The organism is Micromonospora cathayae (assembly GCF_028993575.1).
Classification (GTDB): domain Bacteria; phylum Actinomycetota; class Actinomycetes; order Mycobacteriales; family Micromonosporaceae; genus Micromonospora; species Micromonospora cathayae.
On sequence record NZ_CP118615.1, the window covers coordinates 5,579,173 to 5,603,781 of the forward strand.

22 protein-coding genes and 1 riboswitch are annotated in these 24,609 nt (G+C 74.1%); of the genes, 12 read left to right on the forward strand and 10 right to left on the reverse strand.

Annotated elements, in window-relative coordinates; all coding sequences use genetic code 11:
- Positions 1-30 precede the first annotated feature (30 nt).
- From eda to PVK37_RS24650, 5 genes are all read left to right on the forward strand, one after another.
- Positions 31-669 (forward strand): bifunctional 4-hydroxy-2-oxoglutarate aldolase/2-dehydro-3-deoxy-phosphogluconate aldolase, encoded by a 639-nt coding sequence (eda, locus tag PVK37_RS24630; protein ID WP_275030181.1) that lies wholly within the window; start codon positions 31-33, stop codon positions 667-669.
- Complete coding sequence (locus tag PVK37_RS24635) at positions 666-1,772, forward strand: sugar kinase (protein ID WP_275030182.1); 1,107 nt, start codon at positions 666-668, stop codon at positions 1,770-1,772. Before eda ends, PVK37_RS24635 begins: the two co-directional genes overlap by 4 nt.
- 133 nt (positions 1,773-1,905) lie before the next feature.
- Positions 1,906-2,658: a lytic polysaccharide monooxygenase gene (locus tag PVK37_RS24640; protein WP_275030183.1), complete on the forward strand. Its 753-nt coding sequence runs from the start codon at positions 1,906-1,908 to the stop codon at positions 2,656-2,658.
- Between the two features lie 43 nt (positions 2,659-2,701).
- Positions 2,702-3,274 carry a DUF305 domain-containing protein gene (locus PVK37_RS24645; RefSeq protein WP_275030184.1) on the forward strand — a complete coding sequence of 191 codons (573 nt, stop codon included), beginning with the start codon at positions 2,702-2,704 and terminating at the stop codon, positions 3,272-3,274.
- Positions 3,275-3,381: 107 nt separating this feature from the next.
- A complete protein-coding gene (locus PVK37_RS24650; protein WP_275030185.1) occupies positions 3,382-4,257 on the forward strand; it encodes a hypothetical protein in 876 nt (291 codons plus the stop codon).
- Here PVK37_RS24650 and aceB read toward each other — a convergent pair.
- Both aceB and aceA read right to left on the reverse strand, forming a co-directional pair.
- Positions 4,214-5,875 carry a malate synthase A gene (aceB, locus tag PVK37_RS24655; RefSeq protein ID WP_275030186.1) on the reverse strand — a complete coding sequence of 554 codons (1,662 nt, stop codon included), beginning with the start codon at positions 5,873-5,875 and terminating at the stop codon, positions 4,214-4,216. The genes PVK37_RS24650 and aceB overlap by 44 nt on opposite strands.
- Positions 5,872-7,143, reverse strand: a complete 1,272-nt coding sequence (aceA, locus tag PVK37_RS24660; protein ID WP_275030187.1) for an isocitrate lyase — start codon at positions 7,141-7,143, stop codon at positions 5,872-5,874. Before aceA ends, aceB begins: the two co-directional genes overlap by 4 nt.
- A gap of 256 nt (positions 7,144-7,399) precedes the next feature.
- Between aceA and PVK37_RS24665 the strand changes: the two genes are divergently transcribed.
- From PVK37_RS24665 to PVK37_RS24680, 4 genes are all read left to right on the forward strand, one after another.
- Entirely contained in the window at positions 7,400-8,794 is a 1,395-nt protein-coding gene (locus tag PVK37_RS24665; RefSeq protein ID WP_275030188.1) for a short-chain fatty acyl-CoA regulator family protein, read from the forward strand.
- A gap of 138 nt (positions 8,795-8,932) precedes the next feature.
- A complete protein-coding gene (locus PVK37_RS24670; RefSeq protein WP_275030189.1) occupies positions 8,933-10,027 on the forward strand; it encodes a hypothetical protein in 1,095 nt (364 codons plus the stop codon).
- Positions 9,984-10,646 (forward strand): DUF6461 domain-containing protein, encoded by a 663-nt coding sequence (locus PVK37_RS24675; protein WP_275030190.1) that lies wholly within the window; start codon positions 9,984-9,986, stop codon positions 10,644-10,646. The genes PVK37_RS24670 and PVK37_RS24675 overlap by 44 nt, the downstream gene beginning before the upstream one ends.
- 343 nt (positions 10,647-10,989) lie before the next feature.
- Complete coding sequence (locus PVK37_RS24680) at positions 10,990-12,705, forward strand: tetratricopeptide repeat protein (protein ID WP_275030191.1); 1,716 nt, start codon at positions 10,990-10,992, stop codon at positions 12,703-12,705.
- Between the two features lie 133 nt (positions 12,706-12,838).
- On the opposite strand, the gene PVK37_RS24685 is transcribed toward PVK37_RS24680, so the two are convergent.
- Positions 12,839-13,555 (reverse strand): hypothetical protein, encoded by a 717-nt coding sequence (locus PVK37_RS24685; protein ID WP_275030192.1) that lies wholly within the window; start codon positions 13,553-13,555, stop codon positions 12,839-12,841.
- 177 nt (positions 13,556-13,732) lie between these two features.
- On the opposite strand from PVK37_RS24685, the gene PVK37_RS24690 reads away from it, so the two are divergent.
- Together PVK37_RS24690 and PVK37_RS24695 are read left to right on the forward strand one after the other, a co-directional pair.
- The gene (locus PVK37_RS24690; RefSeq protein WP_275030193.1) at positions 13,733-14,752 is read left to right on the forward strand and encodes an LLM class flavin-dependent oxidoreductase; all 1,020 of its coding nucleotides are present in this window, start codon (positions 13,733-13,735) and stop codon (positions 14,750-14,752) included.
- 63 nt (positions 14,753-14,815) lie between these two features.
- Positions 14,816-14,935: riboswitch (SAM riboswitch) on the forward strand.
- A gap of 46 nt (positions 14,936-14,981) precedes the next feature.
- Complete coding sequence (locus tag PVK37_RS24695; RefSeq protein WP_275030194.1) at positions 14,982-16,223, forward strand: aminotransferase class V-fold PLP-dependent enzyme; 1,242 nt, start codon at positions 14,982-14,984, stop codon at positions 16,221-16,223.
- A gap of 49 nt (positions 16,224-16,272) precedes the next feature.
- Here PVK37_RS24695 and PVK37_RS24700 read toward each other — a convergent pair whose 3' ends face one another.
- The 4 genes from PVK37_RS24700 to PVK37_RS24715 all read right to left on the reverse strand — a co-directional run bounded on the left by PVK37_RS24700 (position 16,273) and on the right by PVK37_RS24715 (position 19,946).
- The gene (locus tag PVK37_RS24700) at positions 16,273-16,914 is read right to left on the reverse strand and encodes a M23 family metallopeptidase (protein WP_275030195.1); all 642 of its coding nucleotides are present in this window, start codon (positions 16,912-16,914) and stop codon (positions 16,273-16,275) included.
- Between the two features lie 44 nt (positions 16,915-16,958).
- On the reverse strand, positions 16,959-18,335 hold the full coding sequence (locus PVK37_RS24705; protein WP_275030196.1) for a glycosyl hydrolase family 18 protein: 1,377 nt from the start codon (positions 18,333-18,335) through the stop codon (positions 16,959-16,961).
- Positions 18,336-18,520: 185 nt separating this feature from the next.
- A complete protein-coding gene (locus tag PVK37_RS24710; protein WP_275030197.1) occupies positions 18,521-19,228 on the reverse strand; it encodes a RodZ family helix-turn-helix domain-containing protein in 708 nt (235 codons plus the stop codon).
- Positions 19,229-19,445: 217 nt separating this feature from the next.
- On the reverse strand, positions 19,446-19,946 hold the full coding sequence (locus tag PVK37_RS24715; RefSeq protein WP_275030198.1) for a MarR family winged helix-turn-helix transcriptional regulator: 501 nt from the start codon (positions 19,944-19,946) through the stop codon (positions 19,446-19,448).
- A gap of 79 nt (positions 19,947-20,025) precedes the next feature.
- Here PVK37_RS24715 and PVK37_RS24720 point away from each other — a divergent pair, with 79 nt between their 5' ends.
- On the forward strand, positions 20,026-21,687 hold the full coding sequence (locus PVK37_RS24720; protein ID WP_275030199.1) for an LLM class flavin-dependent oxidoreductase: 1,662 nt from the start codon (positions 20,026-20,028) through the stop codon (positions 21,685-21,687).
- A 6-nt stretch (positions 21,688-21,693) separates the two neighbouring features.
- On the opposite strand, the gene prfH is transcribed toward PVK37_RS24720, so the two are convergent.
- The 3 genes from prfH to PVK37_RS24735 form a co-directional block, all read right to left on the reverse strand.
- Positions 21,694-22,383: a peptide chain release factor H gene (gene prfH, locus PVK37_RS24725; protein ID WP_275030200.1), complete on the reverse strand. Its 690-nt coding sequence runs from the start codon at positions 22,381-22,383 to the stop codon at positions 21,694-21,696.
- A complete protein-coding gene (locus tag PVK37_RS24730) occupies positions 22,380-23,582 on the reverse strand; it encodes an RNA ligase RtcB family protein (RefSeq protein ID WP_423791110.1) in 1,203 nt (400 codons plus the stop codon). The genes prfH and PVK37_RS24730 overlap by 4 nt, the downstream gene beginning before the upstream one ends.
- 189 nt (positions 23,583-23,771) lie before the next feature.
- Positions 23,772-24,305: a P-loop NTPase family protein gene (locus tag PVK37_RS24735; protein ID WP_275030201.1), complete on the reverse strand. Its 534-nt coding sequence runs from the start codon at positions 24,303-24,305 to the stop codon at positions 23,772-23,774.
- Positions 24,306-24,609: the final 304 nt, after the last annotated feature.

Sequence of the window (24,609 nt, forward strand, 5' to 3'; positions counted from 1 at the left end):
ACGCTCCGCGCCTCCAGTACGGTCACGTACGTGACTGACGTTCATAGGAGTGAACAGTTGGGGATCGGGCGCATCCTGCCGGTCGTCGTCCTCGACGACGCACGGCACGCCGATCCCCTGGGCGACGCGCTGGTCAAGGGCGGGTTGGCCGCGGCCGAGGTGACCCTGCGCACCGCCGCCGGGCTCGACACGATGAGGGCGCTGGCCGCCCGGGGCGACCTGGCGGTCGGCGCGGGCACGGTGCTCAGCGCCGGGCAGGCGGAGCAGGCGATCGCAGCCGGGGCACGGTTCGTCGTGACGCCGGGTTTCGCCCCGGCCGTGGTCCGGGTGTGCCAGCAGGCCGGGGTGCCGGTGGTACCGGGGATCGCCACCGCCACCGAGATCCAGATGGCCCTCGACGCCGGCCTGGACACGGTCAAGTTCTTCCCGGCGCAGCAGCTGGGCGGGGCCCCGATGGTCAAGGCGCTGGCGGCACCGTTCCGCCAGGTGCGGTTCGTGCCCACCGGCGGCATCACGCCCGCCGTGGTGGCCGACTACCTGGCCGTACCGGCGGTGCTGGCGGTCGGCGCGAGCTGGATCGTCGCGTCGGAGCTGATCGCCGGCGAGCGCTGGGACGAGATCACCGCCCGGACCGGGGCGGCGCTGGCGGCGGCCGGGGGTGCGGCATGAGCGCCCTCACCCCCCGGCCGGCGGCCGACTGCCGGTACGACCTGGTCTCGCTCGGCGAGGTGATGCTGCGCCTGGACCCCGGCGAGGGCCGGGTCCGCACCGCCCGGCAGTTCCGGGTCTGGGAGGGCGGCGGGGAGTACAACGTCGCGCGTGGCCTGCGGCGCTGCTTCGGGCTACGGACGGCGATCGTCACCGCGTTCGCCGACAACGAGGTGGGTCGGCTGCTCGAGGACCTCGTCCTGCAGGGCGGCGTCGACCCGAGCCTGATCACCTGGATGCGCTACGACGGGATCGGCCGCAGCGTCCGTAACGGCCTGAACTTCACCGAACGCGGCTTCGGGGTACGCGGCGCGGTCGGCACGTCCGACCGGGGGCACTCCGCGGCCAGCCAGCTCCGCCCCGACGACGTCGACTGGGACCACCTCTTCGGCGCCCTCGGGGTGCGGTGGCTGCACACCGGCGGCATCTACGCGGCACTGTCGGAGACGGCCGCCGAGACGGCCGAGGCCGCGATGACCGCCGCCCGCAGGTACGGCACGATCGTCTCCTACGACCTGAACTACCGGCCCAGCCTGTGGAAGGCCGTCGGGGGGCAGGACCGGGCGCGGGAGGTGAACCGCCGGCTCGCCCGGCTGGTCGACGTGATGATCGGCAACGAGGAGGACTTCACCGCCTGCCTCGGGTTCGAGGTGCCCGACACCGACGTGCACGCCGGTGGCGCACTGGACGCGGGCAACTTCAAGGCGATGATCGAGCAGGTCGTCCGGGAGTACCCGAACTTCCGGGTGGTGGCGACCACCCTGCGCGGCGTCCGCAGCGCGACGGTGAACGACTGGGGTGCCGTGGCCTGGGCCGGCGGGTCGTTCGCCGAGGCCACCCACCGGCCCGGCCTGGAGATCCTGGACCGGGTCGGTGGCGGGGACAGTTTCGCCTCCGGGCTGATCTACGGCCTGCTGGAACGCGGCGGCGACCTGGCGCTGGCGGTGGAGTACGGCGCGGCGCACGGCGCGCTGGCGATGACCACCCCCGGCGACACGTCGATGGCGAGCCTGGCCGAGGTGGAGGCGCTGGTGCGCGGAGCGGGCGCGCGGGTCCAACGCTGACCGGCTCCCCCGGCGGCGGCCCCGTCGCCGCCGGGGCCGTCCCGCAGATATTGGCAACCATCTTTACTGTTAACAAGCTTTAATTTAACGTGGGTGTCACCTCACCAGTCCTGACCTCGAGGAGATGACACCCATGCGTCGAACATTCACGATCCCGTTGGTGGCGGCCGGCGCGGTCACCGCCACCCTGGCCGTCGCCACCCCCGCACAGGCGCACGGCTACGTCTCCGGGCCACCCAGCCGCCAGGCGCTCTGCGCCCAGGGCCGGGTCCCGGACTGCGGACAGATCAGGTACGAGCCGCAGAGCGTGGAGGGTCCGAAGGGGCTGCGCAGCTGCCACGCCGGGATCGCGCACTTCGCCGTCCTCAACGACGACAACTGGGGCTGGCCCGCCACCTCCGTCGGCTCGACGGTGACGTTCACCTGGACGAACACCGCCCGGCACGCCACCAGCAACTGGGAGTACTTCATCGGCAACACCCGGGTGGCGGTGTTCAATGGCGGCGGGCAACAGCCGGGGGCCACCGTCTCGCACACCGTCAACCTGGGCGGCTGGTCCGGCCGGCAGAAGGTCCTCGCGGTGTGGAACATCGCCGACACCGCCAACGCGTTCTACTCCTGCGTGGACCTCCAGATCGGCGGGGGCGGCAACCCGACGCCCAGCCCGACGCCGCCGTCCCCCACGCCCACCCCGACCGTCGCGCCGACCCCCACGCCGCCGCCGACCACCACCCCCGCGCCGGGCGGCACCTGGACGGCGGGCCGGACGTACCAGGTCGGCGACCAGGTCAGCTACGGCGGACTGAGCTACCGCTGCCGGCAGGCGCACACCGCGATCCCGGGCTGGGAGCCGCCGTACGTGCCGGCCCTGTGGACCCAGCTCTGACCGGCCGGCGGCCCGCGCCACCGCGAGCGGACCGGAGCACGACGTGACCCGACTGTCGAGTGTCGTCCTGCTCGCCGCCCTGCTGCTGGTCACCGGATGCACGGCCGGAGCCTCACCCGGGCCGGGCACCGCCCCGCCACCCGGGCCGGCCCCGGTGACCAGCACGCTGAGCGGCCTCGACGTGGTCTTCCTGACCACCATGGTCGCGCACACCGAGCAGACGCTGGAACTGCTCCGGCTCAGCCGGGGACGGGTGACCGACGAACGGCTGCGCACCCTGGTCGCCGCGATCGAGGCCACCGAGTCCGACGAGCTGACCACCATGCGCGGCTGGCTGCGGGAGGCCGGGCCGGTACCGTCCGGCGGGGCGCACCGGCACGACCACGGGGCGGGCACCGCGGGCCTGGCCCGGCTGCGGGCCGCCCCGCCCGGCCAGGTCGACCGGGTGCTGCGCGACCTGCTCGGCACCCACCAGCGCGCGGCGGCCGACCTGGCCCGGTCCCACCAGGCGGTCGCCGCCGACCCACGGGTACGGGACCTCGCCGGGCGGGTGGAACGGTCCCGGGCGGCCCAGGTGTCCCTGCTGGCCGGGCCCGGCCAACCGACCGCGGGCTGACCCGCACCGCCGACGCGGACGGGTCCCGCCGGCCGCTCCGTCGACTGTGGACTCCGCCTCGTATCGTCGGGCGCACCCACACCACCCCGTGAACGAGGAGTCGCCACATGCACGTCCGATCCCACGCCCGCCGCGCCGGCCGGCGGACCGTACCGGCCCTGGGCCTGGCGGCCATCATGGTGCTGACCACCCAGTTGGCGGTGGTCGCGCCGGCCGGCGCCGCGCTGGCCGGCCTGACCCGGGTCACCAGCACCGGCCCGAGCAACAGCGACTGGAAGACCAGACAGGCGAACTGCCCGACCGACACCCTCCTCGTGGCTGGCGGGGGTCGGGTCAACGGGGCCACCGGCCAGGTGGTGATGGACACCATGCTGCCGGTCCTCGGTGCCACCGACGGCTACTCGGTGACCGGCCGCGAGGACGACGCCCCCGGCTTCACCGGCGACTGGTCCATCACCGCCACCGCCCTGTGCGCCCGGGAGCCGGCCGGCTGGGAGCTCGCCGAATCGACCACGCCCTGGTCCTCGGCCAGCAAGGCGCTCACCGTGTTCTGCCCGCTCGGCAAGCAACTGCTCGGCGTCGGCCTGGAGATCAACGGCGGTCTCGGCCAGGTGGTGGTGGACGAGGTGCGGCCCAGCGCCGACCTGAGCCAGGTCACCCTCACCGCGATCGAGGACGGCACCGGTTACGCCGACGAGTGGCAGATCCGGGGCAAGGTGATCTGCGTGTCCCCGCTGGCCGGACTGGCCCGGGTCGCCGGCATCGGCGTGCTCGACTCGAATCCGGTGAAGTCCGCCACCGCGACCTGTCCCGCCGGCAAGCTGGTGCACGGCGTCGGTGGTGAGATCGACGGCGGTGCCGGTCAAGTCCGCCTCACCGGCCTCGAACCGATCTCCGACACCCAGGTCCGGGTGACCGCCGCCGAGGACGAGGACGGCTTCACCGGCAACTGGGCGCCCCGGGCGTACGCCATCTGCGCCTGACCCGACGGCAGCGGGCCAGGGACCAGCCCCCGTGGGACGGCCCGAGGTGCCGGGCGTACGCCTCGACGGTGAAGAACGCCGGCAGGTCCTCGTCGAGCGCGGTCCGCTCGAAGATCCGCGCCGCCGCCCCGGCCCGCTCCCGGCCGGCGTCGTCGCGCCCCTCGGCCAGCGCGGCCAACTCCTCGGCGAGAATCGACCGGACCAGCTCCTCGGTGACCCGCCCGCCGTCGGCCAGCGGGGTGCCGTGGTGCCGCCACTGCCACACCTGGCAGCGGGCGATCTCGGCGGTGGCCGCGTCCTCCATCAGGTTCCAGAGCGCCACCGCGCCGGTGCCGCCGAGCCAGGCGTCGACGTAGCGCAGCGCCACCGCGACGTTGGACCGCAGGCCGGTGGCGCTGACCTGGCCGGGGGTCTTGTCCACGGCCAGCAGGTCGGCGGCGGCGACCTGCACGTCGTCGCGGCGTCGGTCGACCTGGTTCGGGCGGTCGCCGAGCACCACGTCGAACACCTCGCGGCACACCCCGACCAGGCCCGGGTGGGCCACCCAGGAGCCGTCGAAGCCGTCACCGGCCTCCCGCTGCTTGTCCGCCCGCACCTTCGCCAGGGCGGTCTCGTTGACCGCCGTGTCGCGGCTGGGGATGAAGGCGGCCATCCCGCCGATGGCGTGCGCGCCGCGCCGGTGGCAGGTCCGCACCAGCAGTTCGGTGTACGCGCGCATGAACGGCACGGTCATGGTGACGTCGGCGCGGTCCGGCAGGACGAAGTCCGGCCACTGCCCGAAGTTCTTGATGATGCTGAAGATGTAGTCCCACCGGCCGGCGTTCAGTCCCGCCGAGTGTTCCCGCAACTCGTAGAGGATCTCCTCCATCTCGAACGCGGCGGTGATCGTCTCGATCAGCGTGGTGGCCCGGATGGTGCCGATCGGCAGGCCGAGGTAGTGCTGGGCGAAGACGAAGATCTCGTTCCACAGCCGGGCCTCGCGGTGGGTCTCCAGCTTGGGCAGGTAGAAGTACGGCCCGGAGCCGGCGTCGAGCTGCCGGCGCGCGCAGTGGAACAGGTACAGCCCGAAGTCGACCAGGCTGGCCGAGATGGGCCGCCCGTCCACCGCGATGCCCTTCTCCACCAGGTGCCAGCCGCGCGGCCGGACCACGATGGTGGCGAGGTCGTCGCCGAGCGCGTACCGCTTGCCCCGGTCGTCGGTGAAGTCGATCCGCCGGTCCAGGGCGTCGATCAGGTTGAGTTGGCCGCCGATGACGTTGTGCCAGGTCGGGGCGGTGGCGTCCTCGAAGTCGGCGAGCCACACCTTCGCGCCGGAGTTGAGCGCGTTGACGGTCATCTTCCGGTCGGTCGGCCCGGTGATCTCCACCCGCCGGTCGACCAGGCCGGGGGCGGCCGGCGCGACCCGCCAGTCCGGGTCGGCGCGGATGTGCGCGGTCTCGGGAAGGAAGTCGGGGAACTGGCCGGTGGCGTAGCGGGCGCGCCGGGCCCGGCGGGTGTCCAGCAGCGCCACCCGGCGGGCGGCGAACTCGCTGTCCAGGGCGACCAGGAACTCCAGCGCCTCGGCGGTGAGCACCTCGTCGTACCGGTCGGCCAGCGGGCCGATGATCTCGTACCTCATGCGAACTGCTCCTCTTCGGTGGAGCCACGCAGGGCGGTGGTCTCGGCGGCCGGGTTGAGCACCGTGCTGATCAGGTCGAAGTAGCCGGTGCCGACCTCCCGCTGGTGCTTGACGGCGGTGTAGCCGGCCGCCTCGGCGGCGAACTCGCGTTCCTGGAGGTTGACGTACGCGGCCATGCCGTCGCTGGCGTAGCCCCGGGCCAGGTCGAACATCGAGTAGTTCAGGGCGTGGAAGCCGGCCAGGGTGATGAACTGGAACCGGTATCCCATGTGGCCCAGTTCCCGCTGGAACTTGGCGATGGTCGCGTCGTCGAGGTGCTTGCGCCAGTTGAACGACGGCGAGCAGTTGTAGGCGAGGAGCTGGTCCGGGTACCGGTCCTTGATCGCCTCGGCGAACCGGCGGGCGACCTCCAGGTCCGGGGTGCCGGTCTCCATCCAGATCAGGTCGGCGTGCGGCGCGTAGGCCAGGCCCCGGGCGATGCACGGCTCGATGCCGTTGCGGACCCGGTAGAAGCCCTCGGCGGTACGCTCGCCGGTGACGAACGGCTGGTCCCGCTCGTCCACGTCGGTGGTGAGCAGGCTGGCGGCCTGCGCGTCGGTGCGGGCGACGATCACGGACGGCACGCCGGCCACGTCGGCGGCCAGCCGGGCCGCCTCCAGGGTGCGGATGTGCTGGCCGGTGGGGATGAGCACCTTCCCGCCCAGGTGGCCGCACTTCTTCTCGGCGGCGAGCTGGTCCTCCCAGTGCACCCCGGCCGCGCCGGCCGCGATCATGGCGGTCATCAGCTCGTACGCGTTGAGCGGCCCGCCGAAGCCGGCCTCGGCGTCGGCGACGATCGGGGCCAACCAGTCGATGCCCCGCTCGTCGCCCTCGGCAGTGGTGATCTGGGCGGCCCGGAGCAGCGCGTTGTTGATCCGGCGGACCACGGCGGGCACCGAGTTGGCCGGGTACAGGCTCTGGTCGGGGTAGGTGTGTCCGGCCAGGTTGGCGTCGGCGGCGACCTGCCAGCCGGACAGGTAGATCGCCTTCAGCCCGGCCCGGACCATCTGCACCGCCTGGTTGCCGGTGAGCGCGCCGAGCGCGTGGATGTAGTCCTCGTCGTGCAGCAGTCGCCAGAGCCGGTCGGCCCCGTGCCGGGCCAGGGTGTGTTCCTCCTGGATCGCGCCGCGCAGCCGCACCACGTCCTCGGCGCGGTAGCTGCGCTGCACTCCCTGCCAGCGCGGGTCGGTCTCCCATTCGTGGCGCAACTGCTCGGCTGTGGTCCGCATGGTCTTCTCCTCGGGGGTTTCGGTGCCGGCGGCACCGTTTCCCGGCGGCGGCGTCGACGCTGGCGCGCTGCGGGCCGGGTGGATCGGTGCTGGTGGACCGGTGTGTCACCAACGTTCACACGACGTGGGCAATGCGGTCGAGAGACGGAATCAGCCAATTCTTGAAAACTCTCCGAGCAAATCTGTTAAGTTGTGAATGAGCCTCTTTACAGTGGTGTTAATGTGATCCCGTCCGGGCCGGATCCAGCTGTGGGAGGTGAGGGCGGTCGACAAGACCTTCGTCGGCGCCCGGCTCCGCCGGATGCGCGAGGAGCGGGCGCTCAGCCAGGCGGACCTGGCCCGCCTGCTGAACATCTCACCCAGCTACCTCAACCAGATCGAGCACGACACCCGGCCGCTCACCGTCCCGGTGCTGATGCGGATCACCGAGGTGTTCGGCGTCGACCCGACCGTCTTCGCCCCGCACGACACCCCCCGCCTGGTCGCCGGGCTCCGGGAGGCGCTCGGCGGCCGGGCCGGCCTGGCCGAACTCACCGAACTCGCCGGCCGGCTGCCCGAGGTCGCCGAGGCCGTGATCGAGCTGCACCGCCGCTACCAGCAGGTGGACGAACAGCTCGCCGAACTGGTCGGCGACCGCGAGCGGGTCGGCCGCAGCCCGCACGACCAGGTCACCGAGTTCTTCTACCGGCGGCAGAACTACGTGCCGGACCTCGACGAGGCGGCCGAACGGCTGGCCGGGCAGATCGGCCTGCGCCGCGGCGAGGTACGCGCCAACCTCCAGGACCGGCTGGCCCGGCGGCACGGGGTACGCGTCGCCCGCGACGACGCCGACGCGCTCGGCGGCGAACTGCACCGCTACCGCCCGCAGACCCAGACGCTGCACCTGTCCACCTCACTGCGCCCCGGGCAGGAGGCGATGCGGATGGCCGCGCAGATCGCCCTGCTGGAGTACGCCGACGTGATCGACGAGATCGTCGAGGAGGAGCGGTTCGACGACACGCAGACCCAGATCCTGACCCGGGTCGGCCTGGCGAACTACTTCGCCGCGGCGCTGATCCTGCCGTACGAGCGGTTCCTCACCGCCGCCGAACGCCTCCGGTACGACATCGAGCTGCTCACCGAGCACTTCGCGATCGGCTGGGAGACGGTCAGCCACCGGCTCAGCACCCTGCAACGGCCCCGGGCGCGCGGCGTGCCGTTCTCGTTCGTCCGGGTCGACCGGGCCGGCAACATGTCGAAACGCCAGTCGGCCACCGGTTTCCCGTTCTCCCGCACCGGCGGCACCTGCCCGCTGTGGAACGTCTACGAGGCGTTCAGCTCCCCCGGCCGGGTGGTCACCCAGGTGGCCGCCATGCCGGACGGGCAGCGCTACCTGTGGATCGCCCGCACGGTCACAAGGCACCACGGCGGCTACGGCCAGCCCGGCAAGGTCTACGCGATCGGGCTGGGCTGCGAGACCCGGCACGCCGGCCGGCTGGTGTACTCCGCCGGGATGGACCTGCACGCCGCCGAGGCGGCCACCCCGATCGGGCCCGGCTGCAAGACCTGCGAACGGATGTCCTGCCCGCAGCGGGCCGCCCCGCCGATCAGCCGCCGGCTGGACCTGGACGAGAACCGCAGCACCTTCATCCCGTACCCGCTCAAGGACTGACCCGTCACGGGGCTGTTGGCGGTGGCGGCGCGGGCGCGGGCCGACCACCCGGGGTGGGCGCGTCGAGGGTCGCCCACGTTGTCGTACCCGCCCGGTAGCTTGCTCCGGTCCACAGTGGTCGACGGGCGGGGGCGGGCGATGACCGAGGTGACCGACGAGGTCCTGGCGGCGGTGGCGGCGCAGGTAGGGCCCCTCGTGCCGGTACTGGCGGCCCGGATCCCCCGCGGCCCCGCCACCACGCTGGGCCGGTTGGGTGCCCCGGACGACGAGCGCCATCGCGCCCCGGGCGGCCCGGTCCGGCCCGAGGTGGCCCGGAGGCCGTCCGGCCCGCTGCCGCCCCATTCGGTGTCCCCGCCCGCCGCCCGCCCGGTATCCCGTCCCGCCGCCCTCCCGGCGCAGCCGGACGCGCTGGCCGCCCTGCACGGCCTGGGGTCGTTGCTGGCCGAGCGTCTGCTGGGGGCGCTGGAGCTGAGCGTCACCGACCTGGTGCCGTCCGGCCCGCCGGCGCTGGAGGCGCACCTGCCCCCGGGTCCGGCCGGTCAGCAGTTCGCTTGGGTCTCGACCGGGCAGGACAGCGCGGCGCGGACCATGTCCGAACTGTACGAACGGCTCCGTCCCGGGGTGACCGGTCTGCTGGTGTCGCTGGTCCGGCGGTTGACGGAACACCCGTCTATCCGTCCGTCGCTGGACGGGGTGCCCGGGGTCGGCGACGAGGCCACCATCGCGGCCCGGCACGGGGCGGTCCACCTCGCCCTCGCCGTGGCGACCGCCGCGCTCGTGGTGGATCCGCGGCACACGCCGGCGGCGGTCGACCGGGAGGCCGCCGTGGTGGGGCTGGGCACCGGCGTGGCGGCGCTGCTGCTGCGGGAGACGCCGATGCCACCCGGGTACGCGGCGGCGCGGCTGGCCCGGATCCGTGCGGAGTACCTCCTCCCCCGCGAGTCGTCCGGGTCGGTGCGGGTGTCCGGTCACCGGTTCGGGCTGGTCGAGGGGGAGCTGGCGGGCCACCGAGGGCCTGGCGTCGGTCTTCGGCCCGGCCGGCGAGACGGCCACGCACCGCAGCGGCCAGACCCCGCCCTGGCCGGGCGACTACCGGCTACGCGTGCACGCCCGGGGCCGCGACGACGGCGACGCCGAGTTCGAGGGCTACCGGCTGGTGGTCTGGGCGGCACCGGCCACCCCGCCGGCGGTGCACCGACGGACCGATCGGCTCGGACACCGGCTGCGCGGTGAGCCCGAGCCGGTACGCCCACCGCGCCCGGAGCACGGGTACCGCTGGATCCACCGCAGCCCGCTGTCGACGGCGGCGACCGTCACGGTCGTCACCGGGACCACCACCGGCGATGTGCTGCGGGCCTTCGGTGCCGACCCGGACCGTCCGGTCCGCCTCCGTGACCTGCGCCTGCAACCCGGTGCCGACCCCTGGGTCGCCGTGCTCGACACCGGCGCCGCGGTACTCGCGGTGGAGTACAACGGCTATCTCGGGTCGCGGGCGGAGGTGCTGCTGGCCGCCTCCGCGCAGGGCCGGGCGGCGAGCATGTTCTGGAACGTCAACGCGGTGACCCGGCTGTCCTTCGCGGAACGGGGCCGGCTGCTCGCCTCGTTCGAACCGATGGGCGACGTCGACACCGATCCGGTGGTCGCCGCGACGCTCGCCGGGCTGGACTTCGCCGGGTACGGCGGACGGGCGGAGAAGGGCCTGGTGGCGGTGGAACGGTTCACCGGGCGGGGCGTCACCGCCGTCGATCTCGCCCGCATCGAGGAGGAGGGCATCGCCTTCCGGGCCGCCCGGCCGATCGGCCGCCGGCGGGGCCCGGACGAGAGCCACGCACCGTCGTCCCGTACCCGCTGAAGGATCGACCAGGCCGGGATCTTCATTAATCCATCGATGATGATTACGCTTCGGGAAGCTCGTTGGTGATCGACAACGGAGGTGCCCATGAAGAAGATGACCATCCGCCGCACCAGCACCCTGCGCCTGCTCTCCGGGGCCCGCCGGCTCTGGATCGAGTGGTGCTGGTAGTTCCCCGCCCGGCGGGTGCCCCCGGGCACCCGCCGGCCCGCACCGACAGGTCGTCCCGGCCCTCCGCCCGCACCGGCAGGTCCACCCGTTCCTCGCCCCGGACCCGGCGGTTTCCGGGGAGGGCGGGCGCGCCGGTCCGACGTCCTCGGCGAGCCGGCCCCGGCCGCCGGTCGTGACCGACCGCCCGTACGTCCACGACTGCCACCGCGACCACGGGCCGTACGCCGGGGTCGCCGACCTGCTCGTCCGGATCGCCGCCGAGCGTCCCCGGCTGGCCGCCCGGCACGCCGTGGAGCTGCACGCCATCGCGCCCCGGCTCGACCCCGTCGCCCGGCCCGCCGCCGAGGAGGAGCCGATCCGGTTCCACCCGGCCCGGCGCACCGCCGCGCTGGCGTACGGGGCGACCGAGTTCGTGGCGACCTGGGCGGAGCGGCTGCGCCGACCGGTCACCGTCCGGTTCGACCACGTCGACCACGCCGACGAGACCACCCGCGAACTGCTGGACACGCTGACCCGCCGGCTCGCCCCGTCCCCGCTCCGCCTGGACCTGCGCGGCGACGGACCCGACCGGCCGCCGACCGAGCCGGACCCGGCCGCACTGCGCGGGGCACTGGGCGACAGCCTGGCCCGCGGCTTCTACCACCACGCGGCCCGGACCGCGCGCCGCGGTCGCGCCCTGGTCCGCCCGGACGACGACCTGCGGCACTGGTGGGCCTTCACCACCGGGCTGGCCACCGCGCTGGCCGCGCTGGACCGGGCCGCCGAGGCACTCGACCTGTACGACGAGGCCCGCGCCGCCACCGACCACCCGAAGATCACCATGTCCGCCGCGTACGCCACCGCGATGCTGTACGCCCGGCACCTGCCACCGGCCGACCAGGATCCGGCGCGGGCGCGGCACTGGCTGGACCGGGCCCTGCGCCTCGCCGCCGGGCTGGACGACCCCCGGCAGCGGGTGCTGTCCACCGTCTTCTACGAGCAGGGCCTGGCGCTGCTGGACAGCCGGGCCGGCGAACCGGCCCGCGCGCTCCGGCTGGTCGACGACGGGCTGGCCCGCCTGCACGCGGTGCTCGCCCCCGGCGAACGGCGGCAGGACCTGGCCCGGCTGCGGCACAACCGGGCGCAGGTCCACCTCGCCCTGGGGGATCCCGGGCGGGCGCTGGCCGACCTCGACACGGTGATCGCCGACGATCCCGACAACTGTGAGTACTACGTGGACCGGGCCGCCCTGTACCGGGCGGCGGGCCGGACCCGGGCGGCGATCCGGGACTACGGCACCGCGATCCGGTTGGGCCCGCACCTGCCCGAGGCGTACTACAACCGGGCCGTGCTCCAGCAGGAACGGGGTCGCCCCGGACGGGCGGCCGACGACCTGGACCGGGTACTGGCCATCGACCCCGGACATGTGGACGCGCGGATCGCCCTGGTCAACCTGCACCTGGCCCGGGGCGCGCAGGACGCCGCCGAGACGGCCGCGCGGGCCGGGCTGGCCCTGGCCCCGCAGGAGCCCGCGCTGCTGTGCACCCTCGGCCTGGTCCGCTCGGAACGCGGTGGCCTCGCCGAGGCCGACGACCTGCTGACCCGGGCGCTGGCCGGGGACACCACGCTGGTCGAGGCCTGGACGAACCGGGCAGCCGTCCGGTTCGAGCGGGGCGAGGTCGCCGCCGCCGTCGCGGACCTGGACCGGGCGGTGGCGCTGTCGACGGCCCCCGTACCACGCTTCAACCGGGGTACGGCGTTGCTGCGGCTGGGGCGCTGGGACGAGGCCGCCCGGGACTTCACCGCCGCGCTCGCCCAGCCCGACCTGGACCGGGCCCTACGCCGTGAGCTACGCGCCGGGCTGGCGCGCTGCCGACGCGCCGGCACCGGACGGCCAACCGACGGCTGACGCCGCAGCCGGACGGTGTCGGCGAGCTGCGCGCCGACCGGCTGCCGCCGGACCCGACCACCCCGATCGGGGCGAGGTGGCGACCGCGCACAGGCAGGCGACGCGCAGGCAGGCGGGGCAGGGTGGCGGTCGTTCAGGCCAGCATGGCCGGGCGCAGTTCCGCGCCGAGGTTGATGGTGCCGACCACCCGGTCGCCGGCCGGGTGGTACACCTCGATCCTGTTGTTGCGACGCATCAGGTCCCGGACCGGCGGCGGCAACCGGGGCGGATCGTCCAACGCCGCCCGGATCTGCTGGGTGGCCGAGATCAGCCGGACGGCCAGCGACGCGGCGTCGACGTCCACCCGGACCTGACCGTACTCCCACCCGGCGACGGTGAGGTCGAACACCTCGAACAGCTGAGCCAGCAGCGGTTCCGGGTCGGTGATCCGGGCGAGCCGGGTCGCCCCGTCGCCGACCACCGTCACGGCCGCCGCCACCTGCACGTACGGGTGGAAGCCGCAGGGCAGGGCGAACAGGGGCGTACGCAGCTGCGGCCCGGCCACCTGCCACAGCGGGCGGTAGTTGCGGCGGTCGGCGACCAGCCACCGGCCGGTACGCCGTTGCAGCTCGAACGCCTGGGTGAGGATGGCCGCGTGCGCCTCCTCGGCGACCTCACCGACCACCCGGGCCGCGACGATCAGCCCGTCGTCACCGGCCAGCAGTCCGGTGACCGCCGCGACCTGGTCGGCCACCGGGGTCGGTACCCGTGCCCCGAAGTGGTGCCGGACCTGCTGGAGCAGCTGTTCCTGTCGGGCCGGGTCCTGCTGGACCGGTTGCTGCCCACCCAGTATGCGCCGGAGCCATTGCATATCGCCTCGTCTCAGCAGCCTCCTCGGAAGGCCGCAATCTAGCACCCGACCGGCCGTGGTGGACGGTCCGACCCGGACCGGTCGGCCCCGGCGGTCCGGGTCGCCGGCCACCACGACCCGAGAAGGCGGTAAATCCGATAGATTTGATAGGGCTTACCATCTCGCCAGGAGGAAGACGTGCCCACACCCGCGACGCCGCTCGGAAAGCTCGGTTTCCTCACCATCGGCCTGTTCGACGAGACCGATCCGCGCGCCGGCCACGAGTCGACCCTGAACCTGATCGAGCTGGGCGAACAGCTCGGCTTCGACAGCGCCTGGGTACGCCACCGTCATCTCCAGTTCGGCGTCTCCTCGCCGGTGGCCGTCCTGGCCGCGGCGTCGCAGCGGACCCGACGCATCGCGCTCGGCACCGCGGTCATCCCGCTCGGCTGGGAGAACCCGCTCCGGCTGGCCGAGGACCTGGCCACGGTCGACGTCCTCTCCGGCGGGCGGCTCAATCCGGGGGTCAGCATCGGTCCACCGGCGCACTACGACCGGGTCCGGCAGGCGCTCTACCCGGACACCGCAGACGTCGAGGACTTCAGCTACACCCGGGTACGCCGGCTGCTCGACCTCATCGCCGGCAAGCCGGCCAGCGACTTCGCGGGCGTGGAGGGCTTCGAGACCTACTCCGACCGGGTGCAACCGCACTCCCCCGGCCTCGGTGCCCGGATCTGGTACGGCGCGGGCAGCCTCCGGTCCGCACGCTGGGCGGGCGAGCAGGGCCTGAACCTGCTCACCAGCAACGTGGTGAAGGCCGAGGAGTCGACGGACTTCGCCGAGATCCAGGCGGCGCAGATCAGGGCCTTCCGCGCCCACCACCCGGACGCCGCACGGGCCCGCGTCTCCCAGGGGCTCGTCGTCATCCCCACCGACACGGCCACTGCGGCCCAGCGCGACAAGTACGCCCGGTACGTCCACCGCCGCACGCCGCGCACGACGGCGCCCCAGGGACCGGCCCGGATGATGATCGCCCCGGATCTCCTCGGCCCGGCCGAGCTGATCGCCGAGCGCCTGGCCGCGCACGCCGGGTTCCGGGAGAGCACCGAGGTCACCTTCGCGCTGCCGTTCACCTTCGACCACGCCGACTACGTCCAGATCCTCACCGACATGGCGACCCGGCTCGGTCCGGCGCTGGGCTGGCGTCCCGCCGGCTGACCCGCGCGCCCGGCCGGACACCGGGATTCCCCGGCAGGTGGCCGGGTCGTATGCTTGTCGGCAGGTCACGAGCGCCAGCGTGAAGCCCCGGCTTGCTGGCCGGCAACCCTCGTCGAGTTCGCGGTGGGGTGCCCCGGGTGATGACCGGGCCCAGCCCCGTCCGGTGCTGGGCAAGCGCGGACCCCGTCCCGGTGCTGTCACCCGGGGTCCCCGGACTCCGGAGGTTGTCGTGTCCGTCGCCCTGCTGACCCCGCCCGTGGCCCGACCGCTCGACGTGCTCGGCGTACCCGGTCAGGTGAACCTCGACCACGCCGCCAGCGCGCCCTGCGCCCGGGTCGCCGCCGACGCCGTGGCCGAGCTGCTGCCCTGGTACGCGAGCGTGCACCGGGGCGCGGGCGCGCTGTCCCGACGCTGCACCCTGGCGTACGAGCAGGCCCGGCAGACGGTCGGTGACTTCTTCGGTGCCCGCTCCGACGACCACGTGGTCTTCACCCGCAACACCACGGACGCGTTGAACCTGCTGGCGCGGGCCCTGCCGGCCGGGACCACGGTGGTCACCTTCGCCGGCGAGCACCACGCGAACCTGCTGCCCTGGCCGCGCCGGTCGGTGCGGCTGCCGGTGCCGGCCACCCCGGGCGAGGCGGTCCGGGCCCTGGCCGCGGCGCTGACCGAGCTGCGGCGCGCCACCCCGGCCGACCTGCCGGTCCTGGTGGCGGTGACCGGGGCGAGCAACGTGACCGGGGAACGCTGGCCGGTGGCCGAGCTGGCCCTGGTCGCCCGCCGGCACGGTGCCCGGATCGCGGTGGACGCGGCCCAGCTCGCGCCGCACGCCCCGGTCGACGTGGCGGCGCTGGGCGTGGACTACCTGGCCGCGTCCGGGCACAAGCTGTACGCGCCCTTCGGGGCCGGGGTGCTGGTCGGCCGGGGTGACTGGCTGGACTCCGCTCCGCCGTACCTGGCCGGTGGTGGTGCCACCAGCCACGTCGGCGCGGCCACCCACGACGTACGGTGGGCCGTCGGGGCGGCCCGGCACGAGGCCGGCACGCCCAACCTGCTCGGCGCGGTCGCCCTGGCGGCGGTGTGCGCGGCGCTCTCCGCCGCCGACCGGGCCGCGCTGCACGTCCGGGAGCAGGCGCTGCTGACCCGGCTCCGGGACGGGCTGGCCGCCCTGCCCGACGTGGTGGAGCTGCGCACCTTCGGGCCGGACGCGCCACGGGTCGGCATCGTGTCGTTCGTGGTCGCCGGGCGGGACTCGGGCGAGGTCGCGGCGGAGCTGGCCACCGGGTACGACATCGGGGTCCGCGACGGCCTGTTCTGCGCGCATCCCCTGGTCCGGCGGCTGCTGGCCGGGGCGGCGGCGCGCAGCGGACGCACCGACCTGCCACCGACCGCGCTCCGCGCCAGCTTCGGACTCGGCAGCACGACCCAGGACGTGGACCGGCTGCTCACCGCGCTCGCGGCGTTGACCTGAGCGACCGGCGGCGGGGCGGCCGACGGCGGCGACGGGGCTCCGTCCGGGCTCAGCCGGGGCAGTTGTTGCTGGTCCGGCGGACGGTGTACTCGCGGTCGTCCCGGGTGATGCCGGACGGTTCCCCGTCGAAGTACGTCTCCACCTTCTCCCAGCCCCGGCGCTGCTCGTAGTGCAGGTGTGGTGCGCCGGAGTTGCCGGTGCTGCCCAGCCGGCCGATCTGCTCGCCCTGGGCGACCCGCTGCCCCTCGCGCACCAGCGGGGGTTCCAGCAGGTGCAGGTACTGGGTCTCCCACCGGCCCCCGTGGTCGATCTTGACCCAGTACCCGCCGCCCCGGCCGCGCGGCCCGTCCGGGTTCTCCGGGGTCCGGCCGCCCAGCGAGCCGTTGATACCGGCGACGGTGACCGTGCCGGCGGCGGACGCGAGCACCGGCCGCCCCCATGCCTCGCCGTCGAGGGGGAACAGGTCGACGTCGTAGTCGTCGTGCCCGGGATAGGTGCCGAGCTGCCAGTTCTCCCCGCAGGCGACCGGGAGTTGGAACAGCGGTCGCGGGCCGGGCGGCAGCAGCATCGGCACCACGACCACCGCGAGGGCGGCCAGGGCGGCCACCGCGCCGAGCGCGAGCACGACGCGCAGGACTCGGTGGCCGCCACGACGGTGGGAACGCGGACGGATGGGGTGGCCGGTCGTCACCCTGCCAACAATGACAGACCCGGGACGGTCCGCCGTCCCGGTGGTCAGGCCGGCAGCCGCCAGACCTGGTTGGCGCCACCGAAGCAGTCCCAGATCTGGAGCCGGGTGCCGTTGGCGGAGCTGTTGTCGGTGGCGTCCAGGCACCTGTTCGACGCCGGGTTGCGCAGGGTGCCGTTGGCCTGGGCCTGCCAGACCTGGGCGCCGGTGCCGTTGCAGTCCCACAGTTGGATCTTCGTGCCGTTGGCGGTGCCGGCGCTGGTCACGTCGGCGCACTTGCCGAGGGCCCGGAGGGTGCCGTCGCCGCCCACGGTCCAGGTCTGCGCGGCGGTGCCGTTGCAGTCGTACAGCTGCACGGCGGTGCCGTTGGCCGAGCTGGCGGCGGCCACGTCCACGCACTTGCCGCCGATACCGGTGATCGGGCCGGTCCGGCCGCCCGGCGGCGGGGTGCCGCCGCCCAGGACGGTGTCGTAGATCGCGCTGACCAGCGACGTCGAGCCGGTGGTGTCCTGGCTGAGTTCCCAGTTCATCATGCCGCCGGCGTTGGCCAGCGCCCACTGGGTCTTGCGCTTGACGGTCGGTACGCCGTTGTAGCACTGCTGGACGCCGCCGACGGTGGTGCAGTCCCGGTTGGCGTTGGCCGGGTCCATGCCGACCAGCGCCGAGTAGGTGTAGTAGCCGGGCCGGCTGTAGAAGGGCACCCCGAGGACGGCCTTGCTCGCCGGCAGGCCACGGGCCTTCCAGCCGTTCACGGCGTTGATCGACCAGTCGTAGTTGGCGTGCGGGCTGCCGCCGTCGTACGCCATGATGTTGAGCCAGTCGACGTAGCCGAACACGGCGGTCGGCACGCCCGAGGTGTAGTAGCCCTCGGCGACGACCGCGGCGGTGAGCAGCTTGCCCCGGCTGCGCAGGGCGCTGCTGAGCTGTTGCATGAGCAGGCTGTAGTTGGTGGCCGAGGCACCGGGGTCCGGGTACTCCCAGTCCATGTCGACGCCGTCGAGGTTGTACTGGTTGACGAAGTTGACCACGTTGGTCACGAACGCGCTCCGGGTGCCGGAGTTGGCGGCGAGGGCCTCGAACGCGGAGTCGTCGCCGTCGTTCCAGCCGCCGATGGCGATGGACACCTTGACGTTGTTGGCGTGGGCGAGGGACACCAGCGTGGAGAGCTTGCCGGGGTTCTCCACCGCCCGGAGGCTGCCGTCGCTGTTGGGCAGGACGAACGCGTAGTTGACGTGGGTGAGCTTGCCGTACTGGACGGTGTTGACGTTGCCGGTCCAGGACGGCAGGTAGCCGACGCTCTTGAAGTTGTTCGGCAGCACGGCGGCCTCGGCGGGGGCCCGGGTCAGGGTGAGCGTGGCGACGGCGGTGGCCAGCGCGAGCAGGCCGGCGGCGAACCGGGTACGGCGGGAACGTGGTGAGGGCATCGAGGGCCTTCCCGTGGCGGGGGTGCCACACGTCCGCCGGACGGATACCTGACGATCGGGCACCGGCCGGCGTGCGGGTGGCGGGACGGGGTCGGACTTCCTCGAGGCAGGCAAATACTAAAGAGTATTAACTGTGAACGTCAACGACGATCGTCGATTAATCGTGCGGGGCGGAACGGCGCCGGTCAGGCTGGGGCTGGTCCGTTGTCGGTGAACCGGAAGCTGTTCGCGGGAGGCGCGTCGCCCAACTCCTCCAGGATCAGGCCGTTGCGCGCCGAGGTCCGCAGGAACGCGCCCGCGTTGCTGATCACGTACGCGCGTTCGCCGCCGGTGGCCGCCGGGGCGATCTCGAACTGCTGGCGCGGGTCGTCGGTCCGGCAGGTGGCCGTGTCGACCGACAGCGGGCGGGTGTCGCCCGGGTTGTGCACCCGCCAGCACACGGGTTCACCCGCGCCGGGCCCACCACCGGAACCTCGGTACGCCTTGATGAGGTACTTCCCGTTCACCGGAGTGGGCACGAACAGTTGCCGGCCGCTGTCGTCGTCGACCTCGGTCAGCCGCCCGTCGTCCCCGAGCGACAGCCCCGACTCGAACGCGTCGACCCGGACGATGGTGACCTGCCGCCGGCCGGAGAGCACGGGCGAGGTGGCATCCGGCCGGGCCGTCGCGGTGGCGGACGGCGTCCCGGCGGAGGACGTACCGGCGGACGGCGTCGACCTGGACGGCGCGGCGGACGGCGTCCCGGCGGTGGTCGCGGCCGACGGCGTCGGGCCGAGGTCCGGGGTGGCCCCGGAGGCGCCCGGGGTGTCCGGGGCACCGGTCGTCCCGCAGCCCGCCATCGTCAGGGTCGACGCGACCAGACCGGCGGTGGTCAACCATTCACGCTTCGCCATGCTCCCACTCCCCACTGGTACCGCACCTGCCCGACCAGATCCCCACCGCGCTGCTGCCAGACCGGCCGGGCTGGCCGTCCGGAGGGCAGTGACCACCAACCCGCCGCCCCTGCGTGCGGTGGCGGCTTCCCGGCGCGTTCACCCGGTACCCTCCACCCCGGACGGCGAAACGACCAAACCGGTCAGCAGGTACGGATTCGCCTGATCCGTCGTCGCGCTACGGACGGTCGTCGGCCAGGTCGGCGAGCGCCCGGCGGTGCGGGTCCTCCTCCGCGAGACGGGCGAGGACCGCCGCGCTGATCCCGGCGAGCGCGTCGAGCTGCGCCGGGGTGAGCAGGTCGAGCAGGTACGAGCGGATCATCTCGGTCCGGTGGGCGGCGGCGGCCCGGACGGCGGCCTGCCCGGCTCCGGTCAGTCGGACCACCGCGCCGCGCGAGTCCTCGACGCACTCCTCGCGGACCACCAGGCCACGGTGCTGCATCCGGGCGAGCTGGTGGGAGAGTCGACTCTTCTCCCACTGCACCTCGCACCGCAGCGCCAGGGCACGGAGCCGGTGGTCGGGCGCGCCGAGCAGGGCGTCGAGGATCACGAAGTCGGCCTCGGAGAGCCCGGCGCGGTGCAGCAACTGCCGGTTGAGCTGGGACGCCAGCCCGGCCTGCATCCGCCGCCAACCCTCCCACGCGCGCTGTTCCGGGGCGGTCAGCGGGCGGCTCTCCATGCCCTGACGATAGCCGTTGGTTGACGCATCATCCACAGCAGCTATGGTTGACGCATCAACCAGCTTCGGAGGTGCGGTCATGGCCGACTACGGGCACGATCTGCTGTTCGGAACCTTTCTCACCCCGCACGCCGACCGCGCCGACGAGGTCGTCGCCCTGGCCCGGCTCACCGAACAGGTCGGGCTGGACCTGGTCACCGTGCAGGACCACCCCTACCAGCCGGCGTTCCTGGACGCGTGGACGCTGCTCTCGGTGATCGCCGCGAGCACCGAACGCGTCCGCGTCTCACCGAACGTCGCCAACCTGCCCCTGCGGCCCCCGGCCGTGCTCGCCCGCTCGGCCGCGAGCCTCGACCTGCTCAGCGGCGGCCGGGTCGAACTCGGCCTCGGTGCCGGCGCGTTCTGGGAGGCGATCGCGGCCAACGGCGGCCCGCACCGCACCCCGGCCGAGTCGGTGGCCGCGCTGGACGAGGCCATCCGGATCATCCGAGGGCTGTGGGGCCAGGCCGGCCGTAGCGTCCGCGTCGAGGGCAGCCACTACCGGGTCACCGGCGCCAAGGTCGGCCCCCGGCCGGCGCACGACGTCGGCATCTGGGTCGGCGCGTACAAACCCCGGATGCTCCGGCTGGTCGGCCGTGCCGCCGACGGCTGGCTACCCAGCCTCGGCTACCTCCAGCTCGACCAGCTCCCCGAGCTGAACGCGATCATCGACGACTCGGCGACCCGGGCCGGCCGCTCCCCCGGCGACGTCCGTCGCCTCCTGAACATCACCGGTACCTTCGGGCCGGGTGGCTCCGGCCCGCTCAGCGGCTCGCCCGAGGAGTGGGCGGAACGGCTGGCCGGGCTCACCCTCGAACACGGCATCTCCACGTTCATCCTCGGCAGCGACGACCCGACCGACATCCGGCGCTTCGGTGCCGAGGTCGTTCCCCTGGTCCGTGAGCTGGTCGACGCCGCCCGCGCCGGTACCCCGGCACCGCCGACGGACGGAGCGGGCACATCCGCCACGACGGACGGAGCGGTGCCGCCGACGGACGAGGCGGTGCCGGCGACGGACGGAGCGGCCAGGTCCGCCGGGCCGGACGGTCGCCCGGACCGGACCGGCTCCCCCGCCGGCGACCACACGGTGGCGCGGGAGATCCCCGGGCTCGGGGTGACCCCGACCCCCGACGACGGCCACCGGCACAGCGACACCGCCGTCTGGGACGAGAGCACCCGTCCGACCGGCCCCGCACCCGAGGCGGGCCGCCGGTACTCGGCGCGGGAACGGGCCCAGGGCCAGCACCTGGTCGACGTGCACGACCACCTGCGGCAGGAACTCACCCAGGTACGTGACCTGGTGGACCAGGTCGAGGCCGGCACGCTCGGGGTGGCCGCCGCCCGCTCGCACATCAACACGATGACCCTGCGCCAGAACAACTGGACGCTGGGCGCCTACTGCGAGTCCTACTGCCGGGTGGTGACCACCCACCACACCATCGAGGACGCCACGATGCTCCCCCACCTGCGCCGGGCCGATCCGCGGCTCGCGCCGGTCACCCGCCGGTTGGAGGAGGAGCACCGAGTGATCCACGGTGTCATCGAGGCGGTCGACCGGGCCCTGGTCGACCTGGTCAGCGGCGACGGCGACGTCAAGAACCTCCGTTCGGCGGTCGACCTGCTGACCGACACGTTGCTGTCCCACCTGTCCTACGAGGAGCGTGAACTGGTCGAGCCCCTGGCCCGGCTCAGCTTCCACTGAGCCCGGTCAGGGCCGGCGGCGCGCCGGACGACGGCGCGCGGCGCTGCCGCCCGGCGACCCACCCGGGATACCGGCCGGTCGTTCCACCCGGACGGGGTCGCCACGCACCAGTTCGTCGTGGATGCGGCGGCGGGCGGCGGCGACGGCCCGGCCGGCGGCCTCGTCGCCGTCGGCGAGGCGTCGCCGGATCAGGTCCAGGGCCAGCCGGCGGTTCAGGCTGAACTGCCGCTCGGTGTCGACCACGACGACCAGCCCCGACGGGCGGTGCGTCGCCCGGGCGGCGGTGGCGACCTTGTTCCGGCGCTGCCCGCCGGGCCCACCGGTACGGCAGGCGACGACCTCCACGTCCGCCTCGGCGAACCTGGTCGGTGCCGCCTCGGACGGACTCGGGCCGGCGACGACGTACCAGTTCCGGCGACCGGTACCGGCCCGGTAGGGGCTGTGCGCCTGCCAGCACAGGGTGCCGGTCCACGAGGCGACGAACGCGTCGGCCCCGTCGCCGGCCACCCGGACCAGGGCCGACCGGTAGGTTCCGGGCCGGTCGCCGGGAACGGTCCGGCCCCGGGCCACCGTCAGGCCGTGCCGGCCGGCGTCGGCCTCCAGTCGCCGCAGCAGCTCGGCGACCGCCCAGGCGCACTCCTGCGGGCCCCGTCCGGCGGACAGGACCAGGTGCCGGTGGTCGCCGGCCGGGCTCACGACCGGCCCCGGGCACGGCGGGGGTGGTCCGGGCGGCCCGTCGGCCGGGCGGAGTCCCGGGGCTGGTCGGCGGTCTTGTACGTGACCAGCGGCACGGTGGTCGCCACCGGGGTGGCCAGCCCGTGCGCGGTGAGGTCCCCGATCACCTGCTCGATCCGCTTGTACGCCGTCGGGGCCTCCTCGAACAGCAGTTGCCGGTCGCCGCAGACCACGATCGACCCGACCGGCGTACGGCGCAGCTCGGCGACCGTGTGCTTGGCCCGTCCCCGGCGTAGCGCGTCGGCGCGGGACATCTTGCGGCCCGCGCCGTGCGCCACCGACCAGTTGGCGTCCGCCCCGGCGTGCCCGGCCACCAGGTAGGAGCAGGTGCCCCGGGTCCCGGCGACGAGCACGTCCCGGCCGTCCCCGGGTGCCGCGCCCTTGCGGTGCAGGTACGTCCCGTCGCGGACCTCGACCAGGTTGTGGCACTGGTCGACGACCGGATCGGTGACCCGGGCACCGAGGGCGTGCGCGACCCGGGCCGCGATGAGTCGCCGGTTCAGTGCGCCCCAGCGCACCGCGGCGTCATGCCGGGCCAGGTAGCCGGCGGGATCGGCGGCGGGGCCCGCGCCGTGCCGCTCGGTGTGCGCCCGCAGGATCCGCTCGCCCAGCCCCCGTGACCCGCTGTGCACGACCAGGACGAGATCGCCGGCGGCGAGCCCGAGCCGGGCCGCGTGTCCCGGGTCGGTGACGTCCCGGATCCGCGCCAACTCCACGAAGTGGTTGCCCCGGCCCACCGTCCCCAGTCCTTCGTGGTGAGCGGCCGGGATGTCGGAGCCGACGGCCGTCCAGGCCGGATCGTCGGCGTCCCGCCCGGGGTCCAACGCACGGTCGAGGTCGGGGAAGCGTCGGGCGAGCTGTTCGGGTACGGCCCGCTTCAGGTCGATCGGGAACACGGCGATGCCGCAGCCGATGTCCGACCCGACCAGGTGCGGGTAGAGCACGGTGGACGCCATGGCGGCACCGATCGGGGCGCCCTTGCCGGGGTGCAGGTCCGGCATGGCGGCGACGTGGACCATCCCGTCGAGGGCGGCCACCTGGTGGCACTGCCTGACGGCGTCCGACTCGATCCAGCTGCCGGCGGAGGCGAAGACGGTGACGGTGGCGGATCCGGGACCCGGGGCGGGCTCCGGCAGACACTCCTGCCCGGACTGCGGCAGAGGTTCCGGAAGGTACTGGGGCTGAGACAAGGCGACGTTCTTTCTGGCGCGGGACAGGAGACAGGACGGCGGCACCACGGCCCGCCCGAGGCGCCTCCGGCGCGTCGGGACCACGGCTCGACAGGGGGTGCGGTCGCTCAGAACGTCATGCGGTCAGCCTGCCCGGACCCGCCGGGCCGGGCAACGGGTTTATCGCCGCCCGGGCAGGTCGGCGAGCCAGCGGTCCAGGGCCGCCGGGGACCGGAACAGCAGCACCGGCGGGCCGGACGGATCGGCCTGCCAGACCCGCATCCGTCGCCGGGCCCGGCCGAACGCGGCGACGTGCCACACCAGGACAGAGTCGCGGGACAGCACACTCCCCCACGACTCACGGTTGCCGTTGCAGATCTCCTCCCGGGTGGACAGCCGACGGAGCGTCCGGCGCAGCAACCGCCAGAAGGAACACCACCGGGGATAGTCCAACCCGACGACCAGGTCCGCCCGGTTCAGCGGCACGTCCCGCCACCCGTGGTACGCGCCGTCGAGGATCCACCGGTCGCGGCGGCAGATCGCCTCGATGCGGCGGCGCTGCTCGGCGACCGGCACCTCGACCCAGCCGGGCTGCCAGAGCTGGTCGTCGACCGGGTACCACGGCAGGTCGAGCCGCCGCGCCAGCCGTGCCGCGCAGGTGGACTTGCCCGCGCCGTACACCCCGTAGACCAGGATCCGGGACGGTGCGTTCATCGCGGCAGCGTACGTCGTCGGAGCCGGCCGCGCCCCGGTCGGTCCCGACGGCCGGTCCCGACGGCCGGTCCCGACGGCCGGTCCTGTTCGCCGGGGACGGGCCTGGTGGTCGCGACTGTCCCGCCGGACGTGGGCCCGGTGCCGGGCACCCGCGTCCGGCAATGCGCGTCCGGGCACCCGCGTCGGGCGATCCGCGTCCGGGCACCCACGTCGGGCGATCGGCGTCCGGGAATCCGCCGGACAGGGCCGGCAGCCGCCAGGCTGAGCCGTAGCCGGTGGGCGCGGCCCGCCCCGGTCGGGCGCG

What these genes read in the sequence shown, in the direction of transcription:
- PVK37_RS24635 (WP_275030182.1), top strand. Translation starts at nt 666, where the DNA reads ATGAGCGCCCTCACCCCCCGGCCGGCGGCCGACTGCCGGTACGACCTG.
- PVK37_RS24670 (WP_275030189.1), top strand. Translation starts at nt 8,933, where the DNA reads ATGACCGAGGTGACCGACGAGGTCCTGGCGGCGGTGGCGGCGCAGGTA.
- PVK37_RS24715 (WP_275030198.1), bottom strand. Translation starts at nt 19,946, where the DNA reads ATGGAGAGCCGCCCGCTGACCGCCCCGGAACAGCGCGCGTGGGAGGGT.
- PVK37_RS24705 (WP_275030196.1), bottom strand. Translation starts at nt 18,335, where the DNA reads ATGCCCTCACCACGTTCCCGCCGTACCCGGTTCGCCGCCGGCCTGCTC.
- aceB (WP_275030186.1), bottom strand. Translation starts at nt 5,875, where the DNA reads ATGAGGTACGAGATCATCGGCCCGCTGGCCGACCGGTACGACGAGGTG.
- PVK37_RS24710 (WP_275030197.1), bottom strand. Translation starts at nt 19,228, where the DNA reads ATGGCGAAGCGTGAATGGTTGACCACCGCCGGTCTGGTCGCGTCGACC.
- PVK37_RS24650 (WP_275030185.1), top strand. Translation starts at nt 3,382, where the DNA reads ATGCACGTCCGATCCCACGCCCGCCGCGCCGGCCGGCGGACCGTACCG.
- PVK37_RS24685 (WP_275030192.1), bottom strand. Translation starts at nt 13,555, where the DNA reads ATGCAATGGCTCCGGCGCATACTGGGTGGGCAGCAACCGGTCCAGCAG.
- aceA (WP_275030187.1), bottom strand. Translation starts at nt 7,143, where the DNA reads ATGCGGACCACAGCCGAGCAGTTGCGCCACGAATGGGAGACCGACCCG.
- PVK37_RS24735 (WP_275030201.1), bottom strand. Translation starts at nt 24,305, where the DNA reads ATGAACGCACCGTCCCGGATCCTGGTCTACGGGGTGTACGGCGCGGGC.
- PVK37_RS24720 (WP_275030199.1), top strand. Translation starts at nt 20,026, where the DNA reads ATGGCCGACTACGGGCACGATCTGCTGTTCGGAACCTTTCTCACCCCG.
- PVK37_RS24640 (WP_275030183.1), top strand. Translation starts at nt 1,906, where the DNA reads ATGCGTCGAACATTCACGATCCCGTTGGTGGCGGCCGGCGCGGTCACC.